General features: G+C 60.7%; 18 protein-coding genes. 3 read left to right on the top strand and 15 right to left on the bottom strand.

Features of this window, described 5'->3' with window-relative positions; all coding sequences use genetic code 11:
- Positions 1 to 66 precede the first annotated feature (66 nt).
- The 12 genes from IEX57_RS14095 to lptF all read right to left on the bottom strand — a co-directional run bounded on the left by IEX57_RS14095 (position 67) and on the right by lptF (position 11,865).
- Positions 67 to 333, bottom strand: a complete 267-nt coding sequence (locus IEX57_RS14095) for an acyl-CoA-binding protein (protein WP_188704982.1) — start codon at positions 331 to 333, stop codon at positions 67 to 69.
- A 157-nt stretch (positions 334 to 490) separates the two neighbouring features.
- Complete coding sequence (wbaP, locus tag IEX57_RS14090) at positions 491 to 1,948, bottom strand: undecaprenyl-phosphate galactose phosphotransferase WbaP (protein ID WP_188704981.1); 1,458 nt, start codon at positions 1,946 to 1,948, stop codon at positions 491 to 493.
- Entirely contained in the window at positions 1,938 to 3,050 is a 1,113-nt protein-coding gene (locus IEX57_RS14085) for a glycosyltransferase (RefSeq protein WP_188704980.1), read from the bottom strand. The genes wbaP and IEX57_RS14085 overlap by 11 nt, the downstream gene beginning before the upstream one ends.
- Complete coding sequence (locus IEX57_RS14080; protein WP_188704979.1) at positions 3,047 to 3,868, bottom strand: glycosyltransferase; 822 nt, start codon at positions 3,866 to 3,868, stop codon at positions 3,047 to 3,049. Before IEX57_RS14080 ends, IEX57_RS14085 begins: the two co-directional genes overlap by 4 nt.
- Before the next feature lie 101 nt (positions 3,869 to 3,969).
- The gene (locus IEX57_RS14075) at positions 3,970 to 4,800 is read right to left on the bottom strand and encodes a glycosyltransferase (RefSeq protein WP_188704978.1); all 831 of its coding nucleotides are present in this window, start codon (positions 4,798 to 4,800) and stop codon (positions 3,970 to 3,972) included.
- Complete coding sequence (locus IEX57_RS14070) at positions 4,797 to 5,921, bottom strand: glycosyltransferase (protein WP_188704977.1); 1,125 nt, start codon at positions 5,919 to 5,921, stop codon at positions 4,797 to 4,799. Before IEX57_RS14070 ends, IEX57_RS14075 begins: the two co-directional genes overlap by 4 nt.
- A complete protein-coding gene (locus IEX57_RS14065; RefSeq protein ID WP_188704976.1) occupies positions 5,918 to 6,937 on the bottom strand; it encodes a glycosyltransferase family 2 protein in 1,020 nt (339 codons plus the stop codon). Before IEX57_RS14065 ends, IEX57_RS14070 begins: the two co-directional genes overlap by 4 nt.
- Positions 6,934 to 8,175, bottom strand: coding sequence for an oligosaccharide flippase family protein (locus IEX57_RS14060; protein WP_188704975.1), 1,242 nt, complete (start codon positions 8,173 to 8,175; stop codon positions 6,934 to 6,936). Before IEX57_RS14060 ends, IEX57_RS14065 begins: the two co-directional genes overlap by 4 nt.
- On the bottom strand, positions 8,175 to 8,504 hold the full coding sequence (locus IEX57_RS14055; protein WP_188704974.1) for an antibiotic biosynthesis monooxygenase: 330 nt from the start codon (positions 8,502 to 8,504) through the stop codon (positions 8,175 to 8,177). The genes IEX57_RS14060 and IEX57_RS14055 overlap by 1 nt, the downstream gene beginning before the upstream one ends.
- Before the next feature lie 119 nt (positions 8,505 to 8,623).
- The gene (galE, locus tag IEX57_RS14050) at positions 8,624 to 9,634 is read right to left on the bottom strand and encodes a UDP-glucose 4-epimerase GalE (protein WP_188704973.1); all 1,011 of its coding nucleotides are present in this window, start codon (positions 9,632 to 9,634) and stop codon (positions 8,624 to 8,626) included.
- Between the two features lie 84 nt (positions 9,635 to 9,718).
- Entirely contained in the window at positions 9,719 to 10,801 is a 1,083-nt protein-coding gene (gene lptG / locus IEX57_RS14045; protein ID WP_188704972.1) for an LPS export ABC transporter permease LptG, read from the bottom strand.
- Positions 10,798 to 11,865 (bottom strand): LPS export ABC transporter permease LptF, encoded by a 1,068-nt coding sequence (lptF, locus tag IEX57_RS14040; protein WP_188704971.1) that lies wholly within the window; start codon positions 11,863 to 11,865, stop codon positions 10,798 to 10,800. Before lptF ends, lptG begins: the two co-directional genes overlap by 4 nt.
- 179 nt (positions 11,866 to 12,044) lie before the next feature.
- Between lptF and IEX57_RS14035 the strand changes: the two genes are divergently transcribed.
- The 3 genes from IEX57_RS14035 to IEX57_RS14025 are packed head-to-tail and all read left to right on the top strand — an operon-like array spanning position 12,045 to position 15,415.
- Positions 12,045 to 13,532, top strand: coding sequence for a leucyl aminopeptidase (locus IEX57_RS14035; RefSeq protein ID WP_188704970.1), 1,488 nt, complete (start codon positions 12,045 to 12,047; stop codon positions 13,530 to 13,532).
- A gap of 48 nt (positions 13,533 to 13,580) precedes the next feature.
- Entirely contained in the window at positions 13,581 to 14,033 is a 453-nt protein-coding gene (locus IEX57_RS14030; RefSeq protein WP_188704969.1) for a DNA polymerase III subunit chi, read from the top strand.
- A complete protein-coding gene (locus IEX57_RS14025; RefSeq protein ID WP_188704968.1) occupies positions 14,030 to 15,415 on the top strand; it encodes a hypothetical protein in 1,386 nt (461 codons plus the stop codon). Before IEX57_RS14030 ends, IEX57_RS14025 begins: the two co-directional genes overlap by 4 nt.
- A gap of 75 nt (positions 15,416 to 15,490) precedes the next feature.
- Here the strand turns inward: IEX57_RS14025 and IEX57_RS14020 are convergent, their stop codons facing one another.
- The 3 genes from IEX57_RS14020 to IEX57_RS14010 are packed head-to-tail and all read right to left on the bottom strand — an operon-like array spanning position 15,491 to position 16,488.
- Positions 15,491 to 15,784: a hypothetical protein gene (locus IEX57_RS14020; RefSeq protein WP_188704967.1), complete on the bottom strand. Its 294-nt coding sequence runs from the start codon at positions 15,782 to 15,784 to the stop codon at positions 15,491 to 15,493.
- Positions 15,781 to 16,167: a phage holin family protein gene (locus IEX57_RS14015; RefSeq protein WP_188704966.1), complete on the bottom strand. Its 387-nt coding sequence runs from the start codon at positions 16,165 to 16,167 to the stop codon at positions 15,781 to 15,783. Before IEX57_RS14015 ends, IEX57_RS14020 begins: the two co-directional genes overlap by 4 nt.
- A gap of 15 nt (positions 16,168 to 16,182) precedes the next feature.
- Complete coding sequence (locus IEX57_RS14010) at positions 16,183 to 16,488, bottom strand: ElaB/YgaM/YqjD family protein (protein WP_188695724.1); 306 nt, start codon at positions 16,486 to 16,488, stop codon at positions 16,183 to 16,185.
- Positions 16,489 to 16,701: the final 213 nt, after the last annotated feature.

The raw sequence follows: 16,701 nt of genomic DNA, 5'->3' as shown, positions 1-16,701 counted from the left end.
GGGTTTTCCGGAAAACAGAGAGACAAAAGGCCGGGGAAACCGGCCTTTTCACGAATGAAGCACGACTTAGCTGTCGTTCTTTTTCAGTTCTTCCACCAGCGCCACATACTGTGTCATGGCTTCGTCGCTGGTCAGGCCCTTGAGTTTGGCCCAGGCATCGTATTTGGCTTGCGCCACAAAGTTGATGGCGGACGGACGATCGCCGCTGACATCGCCATCAGACGATTGCTTGAACAGCGCGTACAGCTTCAGTTTGGTCTGGACATCCGGTGCATCGTTAAGCTGAACGACCTCTTCCTGCGCGGTTTTGAACTGCTCGGCCAAAGTAGACATGCTGACTCCCTGCAAATCCAGGTATTGAATGGTTTTAAACGATTGTTTGAATCTCCAGCGCCGAGTATAGCCCCGCCATCCTGGCCGGGCTATCCATCAAACAGTGGCACCGGGGAAAACCACTACAAACGCGACAGTCTGTCTCCTGGCACCGGGTTCAATAGGCGCCGTGGCCACCCGTCACACTGCGGATGGTCTTGCAGATAATGGCGATGTCGTACCACAGGTTCCAGTTCTTCACGTACCAGGCGTCCAGCGCCACACGCTCATCATAGGTGGTGTCATTGCGACCGGATACCTGCCACAGGCCGGTCAGGCCCGGGCGCGCTTCCAGGTAGAAATCCACCTTGTCGCCATAGCGTTCCAGCTCTTCATCAATGATGGGGCGCGGGCCGACAAGGCTCATCTCCCCCTTGATGACGTTCCACAACTGGGGGATTTCATCAAGGCTGGTACGGCGCAGGAAATGGCCGATCGGCGTAATGCGCGGATCGTTCCTGAGCTTGAAATCCTTGTCCCATTCGGCGCGCGCTTGCGGGTCGGTGGCCAGCAGGTGTTCCAGCACTTCCTGGCTGTTGTGCACCATGGTGCGAAATTTCCAGCACTTGAACGGCTTGCCGTTCATACCCACCCGCATATGCCCGAAGAACACGCTGCCCGGGCCACCCTGGCGCTTGACCTGCCACATCAGGTACAGCAACACCGGCGAGAGCAACACCAGGCCAACCAGCGCGCCGGTAAGGTCAAATACCCGCTTCATCCACATCAGCGTGCGCACCGTCAGGTTATTGCGCACCCGCAACAGCAGCACTTCATGGCTGAAGAAGTGGTAAGGCACCACCCCGAACAGCGGCAAACCGGCCACCGGCGGAATAATGTGGATGTCCTTGTAGCGCAAGGTCAGCTGCTCGATCTGGTTGGAAAGCGCCTTGAGTTCTTCCTCATCAACCGCCACCACCACATGCGGCCGCTCGTTGGCATTGAGCCAGTTCATCAGGCCTTCACGCTCGATGGTGATCACCGGCAGTGTTTCGCCATTGAGCTCAATCGTCTCTGCGCCGTGCTCGCTGACCGACAAAAAGGCCTCGATACGAAACCCCAGTTGCCGCTCGCTCTTCATGGCGCAATAGGCCGCTGTGGCGTTCTCGCCCGTGCCGACAATCACCGTGGGCAGTTGCCAGATATTGAGCTTGAGCAACAGGCCCTTGGCCACGCCACGAAACCAGGGCAGCAGCAACATCGCCACACCCCAGGAAACCGGCCACAAGAAACGCGACACGGTGAACTTGCCCAGCAAGACCAGCATGCCGTTCAACAGCCCGGCCAGCAGCAGCGCGCGCAGGATATCCAGCAACTGATCCCAGAACGGCAAACGCAAGCTGTAATGGCCGCGCCACCAGAAGTTGGTGACCGTCAGCAGCGCCAGCAACAAAAAGGCCCAGCCCTGTTGCCGGCCTTCCCACGCCCACCACAAATCAAAACTGGCACTGATGCGCTGATAGCGGAAGATCCACAACAGCAGCATGGCCACACCAAATGCAATCGCCAAAGCCATGAAGTCAGCCAGCGCCAGCCAGATCTTGGCGCGCTCGGGCCTTTCGTGTTTAAGCGCCATAAGTCGAGGGATTCTCCGTCTCTGCCGCCGGGGCGATGCCGTACGCTGCGTACAGCGCAGTCATCATGACCTCCAGCGAGTAGTTTTCTTGTACAAATTGCCGCGCGCGCCCCCCCAGCGCCACGCGAGCATGCTTGTCTTGCGCCAGCAAGGCCAGCCTTGCTGTGAAGTCGGTGGCGCTGTTGGCCAGATAGCCGTTGTCGCCGTCCTGCACCAGATCACGGTTGCCGATCACGTTGGTGGCAATCACCGGCAAGCCGGCGCCCATGGCTTCAAGCACCGCCACCGGCATGCCTTCCCAGCGTGAGGTCTGGATGTAGATATCCAGTTCAGCCATGCGGGCCAGCGCACTCTTGCGATCCACCCAGCCGGTGATCGCCACATTGGCGGCACGCAGAGCGGTTTCGCCGGATTCATCGCCGCCGCCGATCCACACAAACTCGATCTCGCCCGGCTTGCCCAGCGCAGCGGCGATCTCTGCAAACAGTTCCGGATTGCGCGCCAGCGTCACACGGCCGACCGTGCCGACGCGGACCAGCCCGTTATTGCCTTTGGCCGGCGTGATGGCCGCCAGATCAACCGCGTTATGCACTTCGCGCACATTGCCGGACAGATGCGTGCGGATTTCTTTGGCCTCGCCCGGCGAGCACGCAATGAACGTCACTGGCGAGCCGGCCAGCAGTTTTTCGATCATCAAAAAGATCGTGTTCTTCAACCGGCCTTCAGCCCGCTGCAAAAACGACAGACCATGCGGCGAGAAAAACCACTTCGGCCCGCGGTACACCCAGCTCAGAATCCGGCCCAGCGCACCGGCCTTGCTTGAATGCAGATGCACGACATCCGGCTTGAGCGACTTGAGCGTGTCATGCAGCATGCGGCCGGCCCTGAAATCGGCCAGCGGCGAAATCGCGCGGGTCATCGGCAGCTGGATCAGCTCGATGCCATCGGCAAACAGTTCGCGCCAGTTGGCCGGCGTTTCTTCACGCAGGCTGTGAATGACCGTCACCCGGTGGCGATCGGCAATCTGGCGGTTGGCCATGGCCGTCACCATCGACAAGGTGCCGGCGCCAAAAGATTCCACGACGTGGGCAATATGGCTCATGCGCCCTTCCCTCGTCTGAGTTGTGATTTGAGTTTGAATACCAGCTGATACGGCAGCGCCAGCATCAGCGCAGACCGCGCCATGCCCAGCCAGGCGGCCGCGCTGGCGTCTTTATGTTGCCATTGCAGCGCCAGCCGGCTTTTGATCTGGCGTTGGCGTTTTGATAATGAAATGCCACCCGGATCAAGCTCGTAGTGGATCAGCACGTCGGGCAGGTTGGCTACTTCAAAGTGCAGCACAAAAGACCAGAACAGGGCGTAGTCTTCCGCCGCCGGTGCATCCAGCGGGTAATGCCCGGTGCGCGCGAGCGCCGCAGAACGGAACATCACGGCCGGGTGGATAAACGCAGAATTGCGGCGCATGGCCCGGGTGATCGCAGCATGGGCCGTCGGGTGACACAGTACAAATTGTTCTGTGCCGGTCTGGTCGACCATGCTGGCAGCACCGCCCAGCAGCATGACCTTGGGATGCACATCCAGATACGCTACCTGGCGCGCAAAGCGGTCTGGCACGTTGGTGTCACCGCAATCCAGCCGCGCAATCAGCTCATAGCCGCGCGCTTCAATCCAGGACAGGCCGCTATTGAGCGCGTGCTCGATCCCGCGGTTTTGCGGCAGATGCAAAAAGCGCAACGCCCCTTGCGCCACAAACGCCTCACGGGCGGCCCGCTCGTCAACCGGCGCGCGCGTGCTGCCGTCGTCAACGACCAGCACATCCACCTGTTCATCGCGGCCGAACGAGGCCAGCGAGCGCACCAGTCCTTGCGGATTGTTGTAGTGCGGAATCAGGCAAACGACGCGGTTCTGGGTTTGATCCATCTTCAAATACAAGTCTGTTATGAGTATCCAGGCCGCCATCCGGGCCACCCGGTTTCTTTACGATTAGCGTCAAACGGTTTTGTTCATTCAACGTCCGGCTTTCACGACCAGCTTTTCACGCCCAGCCATTGCTTGACCTGGCGGGCGACGCCAAAGGGCACAACCAGCCACACCAGCGGCTTGAGCAGCATCAGCCAGGATCGTGGCGAAGCATCAACATGGCGCAGCAATACCTTGAAGCGTGACCACTGCTGGCGGCGCCGGCGGCTGAGCGAAATCCCGGCCGTGGTGTATTCAGTCCGGACAAGGACATCTGGCAGATTAGCCGTGCGATAGCGCGCGACAAATTTCCAGAAGTAGGCAAAGTCTTCCGCCGCCTTGCAATCGACCGGATAGTCGCCCAGTGCCGCAACACCTGTCATGCGGAACATGACCGCCGGATGGGTAAACGCGTTGTCGACATGCATCTGCCGCACGATTTCTTCATGCGTTTGCGGCTGGCGCAAGGTAAAGCGATCACCCGTTTCATCAAAAAACACCACCGCGCTACCCAAGAGGTAAACGTCCGGGTGAGCATCCAGATAAGCCGCCTGGCGGGTACAGCGGTCCGGCATGTTCAGATCCGCGCAATCCAGGCGGGCGACGTAATCATAGTGCCCGGCGGCCTGAATGCCGGCCAGACCGGTGTTCAGCGCGTATTCAATACCCTGGTTCTGCGGCAGATACACAAAGTGCAATTGCCCCTGGGCACGCCATGCAGCGCGGCAGGCGGCTTCATCCAGTGGCTGGCGCACGCTGCCATCATCGACGACCCAGGCATCAACCTGTTCTTGCTCCCCCACCGAGGCCAGCGATTCGCACATGCCTTGCGGGTTATTGAAGTGCGGAATCAGCAGCGCAATGCGGTTGCGCTGTGTCACATCTGCGTTCACCGGTTCTGCTCCTGCCCCAGGGTGTGCCGCGCAGGGATGGTTACCGGGCTACCGAGTAGCGCGGCCCAGCGATCGAGCAACACGTTCTTGTCATAGTCATACGCCCGCAAGCGCAGTTGCCCGGCCAGCGCGGGGTGGCGCGGCACCTGGGTCAGAATGCGGTCGGCCAGCGCGGCGCCGGTGGCAGCTTCGGCCACGTAATCGGGGGCGTATTCGCCAAACAGTTCAACCACGCCGCCAGCGGGCGTGGTCACCACCGGCAAGCCTGCTTTCATGGCTTCCAGCACCACTAGCGGACACCCTTCAAACCAGGAGGTCAGCAGCAGAAAATCGGCGCGGTGCATAAAGTCGGCCACATCGTGCCGGGTGCCCATGAATTCGATCAGGCTGGCAAGGCCGCGTTGTTCTGCCTGCGATTGCAGATGCGCGCGCAAGGGGCCGTCGCCCAGCACGGTCAGCCGGGCCAGTTGCCCGCGCGACACCAGGGCCGACAAGGTATCCAGCCACAGCGTGGGCTGTTTTTCCACGTCAATGCGGCCCACAAACAAAAGTCGCACCGGGTTTCCCGGGTAACGCGGCGGCCGTGGCTCGATGTTCTCGACAAAATTGGGAATGACTTCCCAGCCCCGTGCGATGGGTTCGCCCAGCCATTTGCTCATGGATTCACGCGCGTGCCTGGACACAAACACGGCCTCGCCAATGCGCCGGTAAATACTCTGGCAAGCCAGGCGGTGAATGGGGTTCATGTGCGCGCTGGCATCGACATCAGCCAGCGGGCCATGCACCCAGGCCAGCACGCGTTTGCGCAGGCCGCGGGTGGCGGCCCAGGTCATGTACAGCGGCATCAGGAAGGTGGCCGCAACGACGATATCCGCCTCACGCGCCAGTTGCCGGGTAGCACGCCAGCCGGCCAGCCAGGTCCACGGCTTGCGCCCGTTCCAGGTTTGCGACAGATCGACGACCTTGACGCGGCGCGTGCGTTCTTGCCACAAGTTGGTGGCATCGCCCAGGGTGACCAGGGTGACGTCAAAACCGCGCTCGGCCAGCCCTTCGCCGACCAGCGCGGCACAACGCTCCACACCGCCCAGACCTAACCCACGCAGGAAAAAAGTGATTTTCATGTTCTACCCGTCAGCCGTCGCAGCACACCCAGCAATCCGCGCCCAAGACGGTGTTTGAACCATTGTTTTCGATAAAGCGCCGCGTACCCCTCCGGCACCGGCAACACGGCCTGCAGCCGGCGGGCGACCGCCAGGGTCTGTGCCGACGCCACCGTGCGCTGCCAGCCTTCCAGCCAGGCCAGCCCCAGCACGCTGACACCCCCCGGATGCGCAGCATGAATCGCCAGCAGCATGTCGGCATACGCGGCGAACTCTGCCCCCGTCAGCGTGCGGCCAGGCTCGGCGTATTCGGCAAACAAGGCCGCCTGGCTTTGCAAGCCTGCCGGCAACAGCGATGGCGCGTAGCTGGCGCGGATGCGCTGCGCCGTCTGCCGCAGCGCATCGCGCCTGGTTTGCGTAATCTGGCCGGCGTGGCAACGGTAACGCAGCAACGGTTGCGCCACGTTGACAAAGCGCGCGCCACGCGCGGCCAGCGCACACCACAGCGCATAGTCTTCCGCATGCGTCGCGGCGGCATCGTAGGGCACTTGCCGCAACACCTCGGTACGCGCCATGACACTGGGGTGGGCGAACGCCACATTAAACAGTAATTGCAGCTTGATGGCGGCGTCGTCCAGCGGCGTTTGCCATACGCCGGACCGCTCGCCGAAAAACTGCACCCAGGTGCCGCACACGTCGGCACCCGTGGCATTCAGGGTATCAAGCTGGATTTGCAGACGTTGCGGCTCGGCCAGATCGTCTGCATCCATGCGCGCCAGCCAGGCGCCACGGGCAAGGGCAATGCCTTCATTCAGCGTGGCGATCAGGCCACGGTTTTCACGGCTGATGATGCTGAAACGCGCATCACGCGCGGCATGCGCCTGCAAGATGGCCAAGGTGTTGTCTGACGATCCGTCATCAATGGCAATGCATTCAAAGTCCGCCAGCGTTTGCGCCGACAATGAATCAAGCGTTTCCTGCAAAAACGCGGCGCTGTTGTAGCACGGCAGGACAATGCTGATCAGTGGCGCGTTCATGCGGCGGCCTCTTTGAGTACACGCCGGGCACGCCACCAGAATGCCAGCACAATCCACGTTTCAACCAGCAACACCACTTGCGCGGCACGCACGGCACCATGCCCTGGCAAGAACAACAGCAGGCCGGCGACGTTGATGATGCCGGCCACAATCAGCACGCGGCTGAAGTAGCGTTCCTGGCCAAACGGCAGCAAGGACTGCATGCCAAACACATAACTGAAGGCGCTCAACAGCACAATCGGCGCCAGCCACATCATGACCGGGCTGGCTGCAGCCAGATCATGGCCGGCCAGGAATGGCATCAGCCAGGGCGCGCCCACCAGCAAGATCAGAGTGAGGACCACACCCGCGCCGCCCTGCACCAGCATGGCCTTGCGGATCATGCGTACGGCGGCGGGTTTGTCGTTATGGGCCAGTTGGGCAATACGCGGGTAAGTGGCCTGCACCAGCAGCGAAATCAAACCCTGCACATTGACCAGCAATTTATTGGCGGCGGCAAAATAGCCCACCTGCAGCACACCGGCATACAGGCCCACCAGTGTGGTCGTGGCCGTGGTGTACAGGCTGGTTGAGAGGGCGGAGAGAAAGAACGGCCAGCTATTGACCAGCGATACGCGGATATCGGCTTTGGTCGGCTTGACCCAGGCCGGACGGGGCAAGCCCCACTGGCTGAACCACCAGAACAGGCCGGCCAGGATCATGGGCGCGCCTTGCAGCACCACGGCCAGATTCACATCCGCCGGGCTCTTGATCAGCAGCAACAAGAAACCCAGCAGCAACGCGCGGGCCAGCACGCTGATGATCGAGGCAATGCGCAACTCTTCCATGCCCTGGAAATACCAGGTCGGAAACGCCACGGAAGCGATCACATTGGTCAGGGAAAACAAGAACACCGGCGCCAGTACGCGCCAGTCCGGCACGAGGGCCGTGGCCACCACCAGCAGGCTGATGGAAATCAGCATCAGCGCGCTCTTGGCCACCATGGTGCGCCAGAAAATGGCGGCGATCTTTTTGGGGTCATCGCGTGAGACGGCGATCTCTCGCGTGGCCGACAGGTCAAACCCGAAGTCAGTGAACAGGATGCCGTACTGGATCACCGACGCGGCGTAATTCATGGCGCCAAACGCCTGCGCCTGCAACACGTGGGTCAGAAACGGAAAGGTGACAAAGGAGATCACGTACTGCAGCCCCTTCACCACATAGAGCGCCAGGATGTTGGACGCCAGCTTGCGATCCATCAGTGCTTGATCCCCACCGGTACGGGGTGTGCAAAGGCGTTGTCGCCGTAGCTGCGCATGATTTCGGCCACGATCACGTGATAGCCCTGATACCAGGTCTGATAGTTCTGCTTGGCCGTGAGGTGATCCGGGTGCTTCATCAGCCGCTGCAGCCCTTCCAGACTGTGCCAGTAATACACCACGCAGGTTTGTCCTTTGGCTGCGTTCTCCCAGGTGTCCTGGCCGGCAAAGTCCGGGTCAGAGGCAGCCGCCTGCATGATCGCCGCATCAAGGCGGTCGAACTCGGCGTCATACTGCTTTTTGGCAAAGATGAAAGTGGCTGAATACATGGTTCGCGCAGTTGTTGCAGGGCCCATAAGCAACAACCCGCGTTATCCGACGCGGGTTGTTCGTAAAACAGGCCCATTGTATTTGATAAGGGCAACCAGGGCTGTAACGGTTTTACGGTTCAGGCAAACCCGTTGGGGTTGCTGCTTTGCCAGCGCCAGGAATCCACACACATGTCTTCCAGCGACTTCTCTGCTGTCCAGCCCAGCTGGGCCTTGGCAGACGCCGGGTCAGCGTAGCAGGCGGCGATATCGCCAGGGCGGCGATCCACCAGTTGATAGGCAATGGTCTTGCCGCTGGCTTTTTCGAACGCCTTGATCATGTCGAGCACCGAATAACCGATGCCAGTGCCCAGATTCACCGTGACCGTGCCCGGGCCTTGCGCCAGTTTTTGCAGCGCTTTGACGTGGCCCACGGCCAGATCAACCACGTGGATGTAATCACGCACCCCGGTGCCATCCGGCGTGTTGTAGTCATGGCCAAACACCGAGAGCTTCTCGCGCTTGCCTACGGCCACTTGCGCCACGAACGGGATCAGGTTGTTGGGCACGCCTTGCGGGTCTTCACCAATCAGGCCGGATTCATGCGCGCCAGCCGGGTTGAAATAGCGCAGCAATGCCAGATGCCAGGACTGATCAGAACGATACAGATCACGCAGCATGTCTTCGATCATCAGCTTGGAGCGGCCATACGGATTGGTCGCAGACAGCGGGAAGTCTTCCTTGATCGGCACGGCGTGCGGATCGCCATACACGGTAGCGGAGGACGAAAACACCAGCTGCTTCACGCCAGCGGCCTTCATGGCTTCCAGCAGGCGCACCGTGCCTACAAAGTTGTTGTCGTAATACTCAATCGGCTTTTGCACCGACTCGCCGACGGCTTTGAGCCCGGCGAAATGCACCACCGCCCCGATCGGCCAGCGTGCAAAGGCTTCGTCCAGCGCCTTGCGATCACGAATATCGCCTTCCACCCAGGCCACCGGCTGGCCGGTGATGGTTTCCAGGCGCTTGATGACTTCCGGCTTGGCGTTGCAGAAGTTGTCAAAAATGACCGGCGTAAAACCAGCCGCCAGCAGTTCGATATACGTGTGCGAGCCGATATAACCGGCGCCACCAGTCAGCAGTACATGCATGCGGGTTTCCGTTATACAAAGTTGAGGTTCACTACCGCCAATGCAAAAACAGCGTGCAGGCTCGGGGACGCACGCTGCTTTACATTAACGCCGCTCTTGTCGCCACAACATGACAATCGCGATAAAGAGGAAAAACATGGTGGGAATCGACACCACCAGTGCCGGCGGCCAGCCGCGCAATTCGCCCAGGTAGACCACCACCTGGTTCAGGAAGTGGAACGCCAGCCCGACCAGAATACCGGCAAACAAACGCGCACCCACGTTGCCACTGCGGCGTTGCTGCTGCGCAAATGGCAAGGCAATGACAATCATCGACAAACAGGCCAGCGGATAGAACAGCTTGCCCCACAGGGCCAGTTCATAGCGCGAGGTTTTCTGGTTGTTGCGGCGCAAGTGATCAATGTAGCTGTAGAGCGCACGGCCCGACATCTGCGAGGGCTCGACCAGCAACACGGCCAGCATTTCCGGCGTGATGGAGGTATCCCACACGCCAGTGGCGGAGCGCTTCATGGTGACGCCGGCTTCATCGGGGGCAAATTTCGTTTCGGCGGCGCTTTCCAGTTCCCACTGGCCATGGCCTTTGTACTTGCCCTGGGTGCCATCCAGAATGCGGTTGAGCACCATCTTGTCACCGAATTCGTAAATCCGGATACCCAGAATGGTCAGGTCAGGCAGCATTTCAGAAATATTGACGATCTGGTGACCATCCTTGACCCACACGCCGGAACGGAACTCCCCGACCAGCATGGCCTTGGTCGCCGCCAGCCGGTGCTGGTTGGCCGCCTGCTTGGCGACCGGGGCGACGTATTCGCCCAGCAGCAAGGTGATCGAGCCATACAACACGCCGATGCTGAGCAGCCAGAACAACAGGCGCTTGACCGACACGCCAGCCGCCCGCATGACCGTCAGTTCCGCATTACCGGCCAGCGTAGACAATGCAAAGATGCCGCCGATCAGCACGGCAATCGGCATCAGGTTGTAAGCGTTGGATGGCGTTTGCAGGAACACGTAGATCAACGCATCGGTCAGGCTGTAGCCGCCTTTGCCCAGATCGCCCAGTTCGCCAATCAGGTCAAAAAAGTTGTACAGGCCCAACAGACCAATCAGCGTGAACAGGATAAACACCGTCAACTGCTTGAACAGGTAACGCGCCAGGATTTTCGTCATGACACGCTCCGGCTGTTGCTACGCCAGACATAAAGGCCAAACACGCAGATCGCCGCAAACACGTGCAACGGCCACATATTGATCCACATCGGCACTTTGCCGTCGGCCACCCAGGCCTGCATGATGTTGACCATGCTGTAGTACACAAAGTACAGGAACACTGCGACCACAAGGTTCAGCGCCCGGCCGCCGCGCGGATTGAAGAAGGCCAGAGGAATGGCCGCCAGCGTCAGGATCAGCGCCGACACCGGCAAAGACAGACGCCAGGCGATTTCAGCATTTTTCTCGGCGTCATCGGTGCCCAGCAAATCGAGCGTGGCCGTCGCTTGCGTACTGGGGCTGGTAGCGGGACGGTCCGACGTCTCGATGCGCAGTTGCGCGTGATCGAAAGTCACCGAATCGTATTCAATCTTGCCCGGCTCGCCCTGGTAAGAGCGGCCCTTGCCCAGCCACAGCCAGCGCTCGCCATTGGCATCCAGGAACATCCCGCCCTTCTCGGCCATGATGATCGAGATGCTCTTGTCTTTCTTCATCTGCACAAAGACGTTGTTACCGGCGTTGGTCTGATTGGTGAAGTTCTCGACAAAATACACACGGTCGGCCGAGGGAGACTCACGGAACACGCCTGGCGCCACCTGGGTGACTTCCTGGCGCGACATGGATTTCTCGCGGAATTCGTTGCCTTTTTTCAGCGCCCACGGCGAAACCACCAGCGAGAGCACGCCAATGAGGATCACCACCGGGACGGAGAACTCCAGCACCGGGGCGATGAAATTGCGGATAGAGCGGCCGCTGGCAAACCAGATCACCATCTCGTTTTCGCGCCACAGCCGCGTCATACAGGCCAGCACGGACACAAACAACATCAACGACATCAAGATGGGCAGGTAGCGCACCGCCGCAAAGCCCATCATGGCCCACACGGCGGAAGAGGCCAGCGCGCCGATGGCGGCCTGGCCCAGCAAGCGCACGACCTGGGTGGTCATGACAAGAAGCAGCAGCACGGCAAAGACTGCCATGGCTACCCACGTCATTTCCTGAATCAGGGTCTTGCGAAAGAGCATGCGTTTTTGACTTATAAGGGGGGACAGGAAATAATCACGCGAGCCTTAAGCAAACAATCCGCGCTCTGGTCATGCATTCTGCATGCAAATGCGGTTGTTCACCAACAAACTCAAGCCCCATAAGGGCTCGCACCAACAATAGATAAGTTGCACACATCAGCGCAACGGAGGCCAGCAACATGGAATATAACATTAATCTCACCCCCCCCGAAAAAGACACCGCCCAGACACTGCTTTTGCCGGTCACCGGCAAGAAGCTGGCGAACGGTCTGAACAAGCTCGACAGCGCCGCCGGCGGCGTGCTGTCGGCATTGGTTGCTGCGGGCGAGGTGGGCGAGAAACCGGGCAGTATTGCCAGCACCCACGCCACGATCGACGGCCAGTTGCGCCGCGTGATTCTGGTGCAGACCGGCGACAACCCGGATCAAGCCGCCCTGCGTACTGCCGCCAGCGCTGCCGCCAAGGCCGCAGTTGCGGGCAAGGGCGCCAGTGCCGGCAACCATTTGCTGCTGGCCGTGGGCAAAGCACTGGATATCCAGACTGCCGCAGCCGTGATCGCACAAGCGTCGGTTTTTGAAGGCTATCGTTTTGATGAGTTCAAATCCAAACCGGAACCTGTGAGCGCGCTCACCGGCATCTCCATCGCCGTCAGCAAGAAGGGCGATCTGGAAGACGCACAAGCCGGCCTGAACCAGGGTCTGGCCATTGGTCATGGCATCAACTTCACGCGTGATCTGGGCAATGCACCGGGCAACGTCTGCACCCCGACTTACCTGGCTGAACAAGCTGTCGCGCTGGGCAAGGCTGCCAGGATCAAGGTCGACGTGCTGGAAGCCGCCGACATGGAAAAGCTGGGCATGGGCTCGTTCCTGGCCGTGGCCAAGGGTTCTACCCAGCCGCCCAAGCTGATCACCCTGGAATACAAGGGTGGCAAGGGCAAGCCGGTTGTGCTGGTAGGCAAGGGCATCACCTTTGACTCCGGCGGTATCTCGCTCAAGCCGGGCGAAGGCATGGACGAAATGAAATACGACATGTGCGGTGCTGCCACCGTGCTGGGCGTATTCAAGGCCCTGACCGCGCTCAAGCTGCCGATCAATGTGGTGGGCGTGATCGCGACCTGCGAAAACATGCCGGCCGGTAACGCCTACAAGCCGGGCGACGTACTGACCACCATGTCGGGCCAGACTGTTGAAGTGCTGAACACCGATGCCGAAGGCCGTCTGATCCTGTGTGACGCCCTGACCTACGCGGCGCGTTTCGAGCCGGAAACCATCATTGATATCGCCACGCTGACCGGCGCCTGCGTGATTGCGCTGGGCCATATCGCGACCGGCCTGTACGCCAATGATGAAAAGCTGGCCGAGCAACTGCTGGGCGCCGCCGCGACGACCGGTGACAAAGCCTGGCGCATGCCGCTGTGGGATGACTACCAGGAACAGTTGAAGTCCAACTTTGCCGACATGGCCAACATTGGTGGCCGTCCGGGTGGTTCGATCACGGCTGCCGTGTTCCTGTCGCGCTTTGTGAAAGATACCAACTGGGCGCACATGGACATCGCCGGTACTGCATGGAAGTCTGGCGCGGCCAAGGGCGCGACCGGTCGTCCGGTGCCGTTGCTGGTGGAGTTCCTGAGCCAGCGCGCTGCCAAGGCCACCAAGAAGAAGTAAGCCGTAGTTGCGGTAAACTAACCGGTTGATCCAGATCCCGAAGCATTCATGGCCGAAGTCACTTTCTATTTCAATGTGAAAAACCGCGAGCAGGCGCTGGCCCAGCTCGTGGGCAAGGCCGTGGCGCAACAATGCGCTGTCTCGGTCCTCGCTGCCAGCGAGGCCGAGGTGGCGCGTCTGGATCGTTTGCTGTGGGACACCCCGCAGACCGGTTTTCTGCCGCACTGCCGCGCCAGCGATGAGATCGCGGCGCAAACGCCGGTGGTGCTCGATTGCCGCGCCCAATTGCTGTCACCCCGCCAGGTACTGTTCAACTGGACGGGTGAGGTGATCAGCGAGGTGGCCGGGCACGACCGGATTATCGAGATTGTCCCGCAGGACGAAGAACAACGACTGGCCGCCCGCGAACGCTGGCGCGGCTGGCAAGCACTGGGCATCAAGCCCGTGGCCATTGATATGCTGGAGCTGGCCCGCCAGCGCTCTGGCGGAGACACGGCGTGAGCCAGGAAGAAGAAAAAAGCCTCAGCCCGCTGTTCACCAAAATGGATGCGCTGCTGGCGCGCCATCGCGGCCCCGGCCACAAGGACAACGAAGTCCTGCCGGTGCTGACTGATATTGCCGAAGAAGAAGCCCCGATCCCGGTGTTGACCGAGATGGCCAGCACTGCGCCGGCCGGCTCGCTGATGTTCGATCCGCACGAATTCCTGGCGCCGCCCCCGCCTGCCCCGCCCTCGCCCATGCCGGTGGTAGCGGTGCGCAAGGCCGAGCCGGAATTCCTGGATTTGCCGCTGCTTGATCTGGAATCCCTGCTGCGTGAGCGCGCGCCGTTCGGGCCTTCGCACGATCTCACCATTGAGCCCGTGGCCGATGAAGCGCCTGCCCCGGCAGAAGCTGCGGCAGAAGAACACGCACCAACGCTCGTGCCCGGCATGGATAGCGAAAGCGAAGCGCTGGAACTGGCGCACGCGGCCGATGACATCCCGGAACTGCAAGCTACCGTGGCCGATACCGCTGAAGACAGCGACGACATCACCACGCTGCACTGGGAAGAAACCACCGATCCTTATGATCTGTATGTCGCCAGCGCGGCCGAGACCGGCGCAGATCAACCGCCGCCGCCGATTGAAGTAGCAGAAGTCACCGCAAGCGACGCCGGAGAAGAAGACTGGTCGCCCGTATCGCCGTGGTGGTCAGACCAGCCTGAGGCTGCGGCGGACGCCGAAACCCTGGCTGCCTCTGCCGGCGCCGGTTTTGTCGAAGCCCCCGCGCCTACCGTGGAACCTGTGCCGGAACCGGTAGCGGAACACGTCCCGGAACCTGTGTTAGAACCAGTGGCCGTGGCGCCGCAAACTCCGGCCGCCCTGCCAGAAGAAGAGCACGCCACCATCACGCTGGACTGGCATGGCACGCAAGAGCCACCACTGGAACTGAATCTGGATGAATTCCGGGAAGAAGATTCCGCCGATGAAGCGCCGACGCCTGGCCTGCATGAACATATTGGCAACTCGGTGACCGAACTTGCTCTGCCCGCCGGCCCGGCCGACAGCGTGGTGGAGCCGGATGAACCGGTCGTACACGAGCCGGTGGTGGCTGCGGTGCCCGCACCGGCCCCGCAACTGGATGAATCGGCCATTATTGAAATGACCGCCAGCGTCGCGGCGCATCTGGCTGTGGATATTTCGACTGAAGTGGAACAACTGACGCGACGTCACTTCGCGCACATGATGCAAACGTTGTATGGCGAAGCGCTGACGCAGTTGATTGATCAGGTCGGCACCGCGCTGGAAGAACTCCTGGCACCGCGCATCGACAAACTGGTGCGGGAAGAACTGCAGGCGCGGGGTTTGATCAGCCCTCGCCAGGACAGTGACCAGGGCCAGTAAGTTCGCCCGGCGCTTATGCCACGCCCATAAAAAAACCGCCTCACCGGCGGTTTTTTTATGGGCAAACAAAACACGTTAACGGTGCAGCCACTTGCGCAGCACCTTGGCAATGCGCCAGCCGGTCAGTGCCATGGGCAGCACTTTGGCAATCCAGGTCAGGCGGCCACGTGCCAGCAAGACGGTGGCAACATCGGCAAACCCGGCCGGGCCGGCAAAGGCCCGCAAGATACCGCGCGCCGCGCTACCTTTGTTGAAGGGTGAACGCAACCGCTCCCAGTCTTCGGCCAGTTGCAGCCGGAAAGCATCGGCCTGCAGCTGCAAGGTTACCTTTCTGAGTTCCCGCAATTCATGACGCGTGAGTTGGCTCATGGCAGCAACTGCTCCCGGTCTTTACGCAATTGTTCCAGCGTTGCTGAAAAAGGTCGCGGCGCGCGCAAGATGGTCCGCCAGGCGCCCCACATGCACAGTGCGCCCCCCAGCAGGTAAGCCAGCGCCACAATCAACAGCGCCATCCAGCGATAAGGCTCGCTGACCCACCAGACCACGGCCACCGACAGCACGCCCAGCCCCAGCCAGAGTACCCCGGCCCCGACCAGCGCCAGAATGACGACCGCCAGCAAACGCTCGCGTTCTTCTTCCAGCTCCAGCCCGAACAAGGACAAATGATTATGGGCCAGCCCGACGAGGTTGGATGCCAGTCGCTGGGCCAGCCCATGATGCGGAGGGCTTGCGGATTCGTGTTCTTCGCTCATGCCACTCCTGCCGGCTTAACGACGCGAAACCAGCATGCCCAGCAGGAAACCGATGCCTGCAGCCACGCCGATGGATTGCCACGGGTGATCATGCACGTATTCATCTGTTGCCTTGGCTGCCTCTTTGGCTTTGCCGGCGATCAGACGTTCAGTCTCGCCCAGCTTGGCTTTGGCTGCCTGCAGGTTTTCCAGAATACGGGTGCGCAGTTCACGCGCCTTGTCGCCGCTTTCACCCACTGCATCACGCAGCAGGCTCTCGGTATCGGTCAGCACGGTTTGCAGATCATCAATCAGTTGTTCTTCATTGGCCTTCACGGACATGGTTGTTTCTCCTGGATGCGTTGCAACAGGTTCCATTGTGGGACATTTCCTGCCAGAACCAAGCTCGAGTTTGCCGAAAACTGCGTCGGACTTCATCCGACCAGGTCAAGGTGCGGCGTCCTGGCGGGTGTAAGAGACAGGTTTGCTGCGGTAGTTCACCGGGCTTGCCTGCAGCGCCCGCATGCCGCGAATCCGGGCGCCAGCCATTTACAG

This window comes from Silvimonas iriomotensis (assembly GCF_014645535.1).
GTDB classification, from domain to species: domain Bacteria; phylum Pseudomonadota; class Gammaproteobacteria; order Burkholderiales; family Chitinibacteraceae; genus Silvimonas; species Silvimonas iriomotensis.
Note: the sequence above shows the minus strand (reverse complement) of the source record. Positions and strands in the feature narration are given on the sequence as shown.